This window comes from Kordia sp., assembly GCF_045105435.1.
In the GTDB taxonomy this organism is placed as follows: domain Bacteria; phylum Bacteroidota; class Bacteroidia; order Flavobacteriales; family Flavobacteriaceae; genus Kordia.
On record NZ_JBGCDL010000382.1, the window covers coordinates 1 to 7,662 of the forward strand.

At 35.9% G+C, this 7,662-nt stretch carries 4 protein-coding genes and 1 other RNA gene; 3 read left to right on the forward strand and 2 right to left on the reverse strand.

Translation table 11 applies throughout. The features are described 5' to 3' along the window. The first annotated feature begins 129 nt into the window (after window positions 1-129). Window positions 130-369 carry a hypothetical protein gene (locus AB8B65_RS19355; RefSeq protein ID WP_405302931.1) on the forward strand — a complete coding sequence of 80 codons (240 nt, stop codon included), beginning with the start codon at window positions 130-132 and terminating at the stop codon, window positions 367-369. A gap of 122 nt (window positions 370-491) precedes the next feature. Here AB8B65_RS19355 and ssrA read toward each other — a convergent pair. Next, window positions 492-888, reverse strand: a transfer-messenger RNA (tmRNA) gene (gene ssrA, locus AB8B65_RS19360). Window positions 889-1,057: 169 nt separating this feature from the next. Here ssrA and AB8B65_RS19365 point away from each other — a divergent pair. Together AB8B65_RS19365 and AB8B65_RS19370 are read left to right on the forward strand one after the other, a co-directional pair. Continuing rightward, a complete protein-coding gene (locus tag AB8B65_RS19365) occupies window positions 1,058-2,260 on the forward strand; it encodes an NAD(P)-dependent oxidoreductase (RefSeq protein ID WP_405302932.1) in 1,203 nt (400 codons plus the stop codon). A gap of 136 nt (window positions 2,261-2,396) precedes the next feature. Continuing rightward, the gene (locus tag AB8B65_RS19370; protein WP_405302933.1) at window positions 2,397-5,651 is read left to right on the forward strand and encodes a Calx-beta domain-containing protein; all 3,255 of its coding nucleotides are present in this window, start codon (window positions 2,397-2,399) and stop codon (window positions 5,649-5,651) included. 145 nt (window positions 5,652-5,796) lie between these two features. On the opposite strand, the gene AB8B65_RS19375 is transcribed toward AB8B65_RS19370, so the two are convergent. Further along, a partial coding sequence (locus tag AB8B65_RS19375) for an MSEP-CTERM sorting domain-containing protein (RefSeq protein WP_405302934.1) occupies window positions 5,797-7,662 on the reverse strand: 1,866 nt, incomplete at its 5' end.

A 7,662-nucleotide genomic window follows, 5' to 3' on the forward strand; every position in this document is an offset into this window, starting at 1 on the left:
ATTTTCTAAGCAAATGTAGCAAATAGTAGTTAAACTTTTATTACCAACATTCGAATCATATATTAACTTGTATTTAATTGTATTTAGGCTTATATTTGACACTATCAAATAACAGTTAAACTTATATTTATGACAAATCAAAAAGAAGTAAACAGAGCTTTATTAAAAGAATTGAAGCAAAAAAAGTCGGAACTGGAAAAGTACAAACATGATTTTGAAACTGAAAAGAACATCAAAAACGGGATATACTTTTTCATTCTCACAAACAACCTTTATGAACAATTGGTAACATTCACCGAAACGAATGACTATCAAAAAGAAGATTATCAAATCAAATCTTTAGACTACTTGATTGAAAATTTAGAATAGTAATAAATGAACTATTCAAAGATTAAGTGAAACTGAAAAACAAAGATAAAAATACTACTTCTGTCAACGATAATGTCAACTCAAAAAATAAAACCCTTAAAATCAAATGATTAAAAGGGCTTTAGTGGAGTCGGAGAGAATCGAACTCTCGTCCAAACAAGCAATTAAAATGCTTTCTACACGCTTAGTTCTTGTTTAATTTTCGACAAATAGCTGACCAAAAACCGCCTACTATAAGCTTATCTTCTTAGTTGTAAAAACTACGGCGAAGTTACGCAGTTTCGATGTTGTCTTTTATGGTGCCTCAAGTATGATCGCCGGCAACAAGGGCTATCACGAGACATTCAGCTTTTCCGTCTAACGGAAACTGGGCTTATCCTACTATAATTCAGATTAGGCAGCTAAAGCGTAGTTATTTTCGCCATTTAAAAAGTTTGAAATATGATATTTACGAGCTATATCCCAGCGCTCGACGTGCTTACACTCCAATTCGACTCGCTGTCAAAACCAGTCGACCCCAATATGTTTAAGAACTTTTACTTTTAAATTGTAAAAAGGATAGCAAAAATAGTACAAATTTTAATAATTTTGTGTTTTTGTTCCAAATACTATTACTTTAGAACAAAAAATATACCAAACTAAATCCTGTCAGTATATATAATTGCTGATAATTTAACAGAAAAAAGCTATGAAATTCGCCATCATCAAAGAACGTAAAAATCCGCCAGACAGACGTGTAGTATTCTCTCCAGAGAAACTTGCAGAAGCTAATGCCCAGTTTTCAGAAGCAACTTTTAAAGTAGAAAGCTCTGATATTCGCGTGTTTACTGATAAAGCATACGCGGGAAAAGGATTTGAAGTCACTGATGATGTGTCTGATTGTGATGTAATGATCGGTGTAAAAGAAGTACCGCTCGATCATTTAATTCCAAACAAAAAATATTTTTTCTTTTCGCACACTATCAAAAAGCAACCGTATAATCGTAAATTATTACAAATAATGTTGGCTAAAAACATTGAAATGTACGATCATGAAGTCATCACAAAAGACAATGGCGGACGTTTGATCGGTTTCGGGCGTTACGCAGGTTTAGTTGGTGCGTATAACGGTTTTCGTGCTTTGGGCTTGCGCGATGAATTGTTCCATCTGCCAAAAGTAGAAACACTAGCAGACTTAGATGCTGTTAAAAAAGAATTGGACAAAATCACCATTCCAAACATTAAAATTTTACTTTCTGGAACAGGAAAAGTAGCCTATGGAGCAAAAGAAATTCTAGATCATTTAGGCATCAAAGAAGTTAGTGATGCGTTGTACCTAACCTCAAAATTTACAGAACCCGTATATTGCATGGTCGATGTAATGGAATACAGTAAACGTGTAGATGGTAAAGTAGGCGATAAGTATAAATTTTACAACGATCCAAGCGGTTATGAAAGCAACTTTATGCCGTATGCAAAAGAAACAGATTTCTTCATTGCTGGACATTTTTATGGTGATGGAGCACCTTTCTTATTTACACGAGAAGATGCCAAACATCCAGCATTTAAAATCAATCTAGTAGCCGATATTTCTTGCGATATTGATGGTCCTGTGGCAAGTACCATTCGCCCTTCAACAATAGCAGACCCGTTTTATGGCTACGATCCACAAACAGAAACTGAAGTCGCTTTCAATGCTGAAAATGCAATCACTGTGATGGCTGTAGATAATTTACCATGCGAATTACCAAAAGACGCAAGTGAAGGTTTTGGAGACATGTTTTTAACACATGTAATTCCTGCTTTTTATAATGGAGACAAAGATGGCGTGTTGGCAAGAGCTAAAATGACAGAAAATGGCAAACTGACGGAACGCTATTCGTATCTTCAAGACTATATAGAAGGCAAATAAGCTTTTTATTTCAAAGTTCTGTAAAAAATATTTTTGAAAAGCTACAATGAGCTTCTGAAATAAGGAAATGTGTTTCCCAAAGGTAGGAATATTTGTTACTAAATTGTTATCTTAGTAAACAAACTAATCAAAACCGATGAAAAAAACACTCGTATTGCTATGCTGTACACTGTTGTTGTGCACATTTTCCTGTGAAAACGATGACAATGTTATCCCACAACAAGTCGCAGAAGAAGAGCAACCCGTAACACCAATTAACTTTGAAGAAAATTTTGGAACCTCAGTAAATGCGCGCTTTCTTGGGCGTATCATTGATGAAGAAAACAACCCAATTCAAGGAGTTACCATCCGAATTGGAACTACTGTAACAACTACCGATTTATTTGGTATGTTTTCAGCTTCAAGCTCCGAAGTATTTGAAAAATTCGCATACATAAGTGCCGAAAAAACAGGCTATCTCAAAGGTTCAAGATCTTTAGCGCCTTCAACTACCGAGGTAAATCGTGTAGAAATCATGTTACTAGAAGAAGATGTCATTGCTACAATTACTTCTGGCGAAACTGCCATGGTAAACCTTAGCAATGGAACAGAAGTATCTTTTAGCGGAAACTACACACGCCAAGATGGAACACCATATAGCGGACAAGTAGATGTTGTACTAAAACATTTAAGTCCGGAAGACGAAAACATGCAGGCAATGATGCCAGGAATGTTATTAGCACAAGATGGAGCAGGTGATGCTGTAGCTTTAGAAACCTACGGAATGATTGCTGTTGAACTTATGAGTAGTTCAGGAGATATATTGCAACTTTCGGAAGGAAGCACATCACAGATTTCAATGCCTGTACCAGCAAACTCTGTAAATCCGCCAGCAACAATTCCTTTATGGCATTTTGATGAAGAAGCAGGATATTGGGTAGAAGAAGGACTAGCAACCTTACAAGGAAATATGTATGTTGGAGAAGTAAGTCACTTTTCTTTTTGGAATTATGACTTTCCTTATCCATCAATTTACCTTTGTATCGAATTAGTAGACGAAGGAGGAAGACCATTAACATACACAGAATTAGATATATACTCTTCATTATTAAATGCTACAGGAACTTACGGATATACAGACTATTTAGGAGTAGAATGTGGTTTTGTGCCAGCTGATGAAGAATTAACAGTAACTGTACCAAATCCATTATGTCCAGGAGAGCCATTTACAACTACAGTTGGACCGTATGCAACAGATACTACTGTCACTGTAACGGTAACAGGCAACCAAAACACATCTACGATAGAAGGTACTTTTGTAAATTGTGATGGCGATAATGTAACGGATGGATATATTCAATTATTCATCAACGGAAATTCTGAAATTATTCCTGTAACAGACGGAACTATCAGCTACACAATTTCTTATTGTGATACGTTAGAATACTCATTAAAAGGTGTTGATGTCATCAATAACCAAATTACCGAAATCATTACAGGAACCTTAGATGGATCTGCAACTATTGATATAGGCGCTTTAAGTTCTTGTACAGGATTTGAAGATACGGATGAAGATGGCGTATTTGATACGTTTGAAGATGTAAATGGTGATAACGACCTTTCCAATGATGATACAGATGATGATGGAATTCCAAATTACCAAGATGCAGATGATGATGGTGACGGAATTAACACCGCAGATGAAGATTATGATGGAGACAACGATCCAACGAATGATGATAGTGATGGCGATGGAACACCAGATTACTTAGATGCCGAAGATGTAATGGTATTTTCAACAGACGCTCTAGGAACAGGTTGCGATCCTGTACAATTCGATTTAGATGCAGTGATCGCTTCCAACGGAAACGATTTACATACCTACGCGTTCTACCGTACAGAAGCAGATGCATTGGCAGAATCAAGTCCGTTAAGTTCACCTTTCGGAGTTTCTATTGCTGACTTAAACAGTAATACACAACTCATCTATGTAGTTGCTACAAACAACACATCAAGCCAAACTGCAATTGGAGAAGTATATCTATATTGGAGTTATGTAGATAGTGATGGTGATGGACTTACAGATTGCGAAGAAATCACAGGAATAGACAATCCAAGTACAGCTTTAATGCCAAGTGGAACAAGTAATCCAAACGATCCTAATGATCCATTCACACAGCCAGTAGCTACCTTAAGTATAAACGATGTAACGGTTAATGAAGGTGATGGTACAGCAGTAATTCCTGTTACGTTAGATGTGCCAAGTGATACAGATACCGTAATAAGTATATCTACTTTCAACGGAACTGCTTCACAATCGTTAGATTATACAACAACGGTTCAAACATTAACAATTCCGGCAGGACAATTATCAGTAGACTTTTCAGTGCCAATTATTGATGATGCAAATGTGGAACAAACAGAAGAATTTTCAGTGTCGGCAAGTATCGTATCAGGAAACTTATTAAATCCACCAGGACAAAATGTTGGAGCCGCAGTAATTATTTTAGATGATGATCAAGGTGTAACTTTTACAGTAGCATCTATCAATGTCACAGAAGATAATGGAGTCGCCACTGTACCTGTTACGCTCGATATTCCATCTGCAGCTGACACAGTAATAAGTATTTCAACATTTGATGAAACTGCCACAAATCCAATGGATTATACAACAACAGTACAAACATTGACAATTCCGGCGGGACAAGTATCTGGTAGTGTTACAATTCCTATAATTGACGATGCCGATTCTGAAACAGATGAAGTGTTTATAGTAAGAGGAACTGCATTTTCAGACAATATTGTCAACCAACTTTCAGAAGGTTTGGTTACAATTATTAATGATGATACGTCAAGTTACCCAACCACAGGAAGCTTAGATGTATGTGCCGATCCTGTTAATGGCGCCTCAATAGATCTTACAGCTATGAATCCGTATTACTCCAATTCTGATCCTAATGTTGTGATAAGCTATCACTTAACACAAGCAGATGCTGATGCCAACATTGGAGCATTAGTTTCTCCGTATCAAGTATTTGACAGTGTCATAATTTTTGTAAGAATTGAAAACCCTGCAACAGGCGCTTTCCAAGTTTCTACACTGCAATGTAATGTTAATGCAATACCTAACGGATTTGATCCAATTACGCTAACCGAGTGCGATGGTAATGCTGATGGTTTTGCTACGTTTGATCTTGCACAGTTGCAACCGCAAATAGCACAAGGACAAACGGGATTAACGATTACTTTTCATGCAACAGTTCAAGATGCAGATAATAATATAAATGCCATTCCAACAACATACACAAATGCGAGTGGAAGCCAAGAAACAATTTTTGTTCGAGTAGAAAATACGGGAACAGGTTGTTTTATAACAGCTTCAATTGATCTAGTAGTAGATTCAGGTTGTTAAAAACCTTAAAATAATAAATAGACAAAAAGGCTGTCTGAAAAATTTAAAAAGCCGTCATTCTGGACTTGATCCAGCATCTCATTAAGTTGATTTTTAACTGTTATGAGAAACCGAATCAAGTTCGGTTTGACGAAATTATGACTTTTCAGACAGCTTCTTTTGTATCTTGTAGTTTCTGTTTTCCAATCATAAAAATAACAACAAGTAACAACAACCAAAAATACGGTTCACTCATACGACGTGTTTCCGAACCCGTTTTTTCAGTATAGTCTTCATTCATAATATCTTCTTGAAATTGTAACAAAGTTTCCTCTTGCGCCTTTGTTTCTAGTGAAATAAAAGTGGTACTGTGTGTCAATACATGCTGCGTAAAACTTTCGCGCAACGCGTGCAACCAATAGGCTTTTTTTCGTTTCGGATTTAAATCATTTACATCGTGGAACAATCGTAATTGAAGCGCTTTCAAATATGGGTTTCCAGCAAAATGAATTGCCAAATCATCCGTTGTATCCAAATTCAACAACGAAGGTTCATCGTTATTTCTAATAAAATACGATTGCTCATTTCTTGAAAATGTGAGCAATTCAATCGTTTTGGGCAATTTCTTATTCCAATGCGAACATTCTACCAAATTATCAAACGGAAACGCTTTGTCAATCTCTTGCGATAGGTATTTTCCTGTTAATCTATTTTTATAAGGCGCATACACAATTACATACGGAATACGCTTCTGATCGCGATGCAAATATTGAATTTGCTTGATGGCTTTTCGGTAATTAAACGAACTCTCTTTCGGTGTTGTCGGCGTTCCCCAATTTACATCTGCATCAACATATAGCACGTTTATTTCTTCTTGAATTTCTGTTGAAAACATCTCAAAATCTTCTTTAAATTGCTTTCTAAATGAAGCGCCTTTAGTAGTATTATCTACCAAAAAATAATACGTTACAGGCAATGATGCTTTTGGAAGTTCTTTTTTCACTTTCGTTGGAATGTAAAACGAATTCGTGCCCAATTCCATAATATCTTGTGCCAATGGATGTACCTCAATAGCAATTGGCGTATCGTTGATAGAAAAATGTACAGGAGTTCGGTGGTACAATGTAAAACCAGAAGTGCGTGTTTGATCTTTCCCGAAAGGAAAAATCTTTAAAGAAAGCACATTTCCATATACATATTGTAAAATTCCAGGATCAATACGTCTTGCTGTAACGCGATTATAGACCCAATTGGCGGCTTTCTTTTCAGCTAAAATTCCGTGGGTTCTTCTGCCTTCAATGTCCAAATAATAATCGGTAATAAATACGTCTTTTGGTAAGGTAAATTGACTTTGAAATTCACCTACAGCAACATTGCCAATATTGGTGATTTTTAAATCGATTTGCGTTTTATAAAAATCATCTTTGGCAATATATTCGGTGTTGCTAGTATACGTTAGTGTTGTATTTGTTTGTATTGGCGGATTGTAATTATTCCAAGCAAAAAATTCTTTTCCAAAAAATAAACGTTCAATTTCTGCTTTTTTTTGTTCGGAAATCTGCAAATTATCAAACACATACCAATCGTAAAAAACAGAAAGTAAGGGCAATCTTTTTTGAACATGTTTCACAGAAAGTCTTTGGTTATCTTTTTGCATTTTTTTAAAAATATACCGTAGTTTTTCAACATCATGATCTTTGTAATTTCTGTCGGAAGCGTCAAACTGATCGGTTTCTGCAATAATTTCGTTGAGGTAGTTTTTATGATCGATGCAAAAGCCTAAAAAAGCAATCGGAACCAAAGAAACACAGACAAAACTCAAAATCAGTACTCTTTTTCGGGTATATTTTTGTGCGATGCTTGCAAACTGTCTCGACATAATTTTGTATTGTAAAATCATCAATACAATTGGTGTCAATAGCAAGAATCCTGCGCCAGCAAAAACCAATGCGACAAACGACAAAGGTAAGTATGGTAAAAAGACAATAAAGAAATAGAAAACCACGGGCAAACCAGTAGCAGCAAGCAAAAA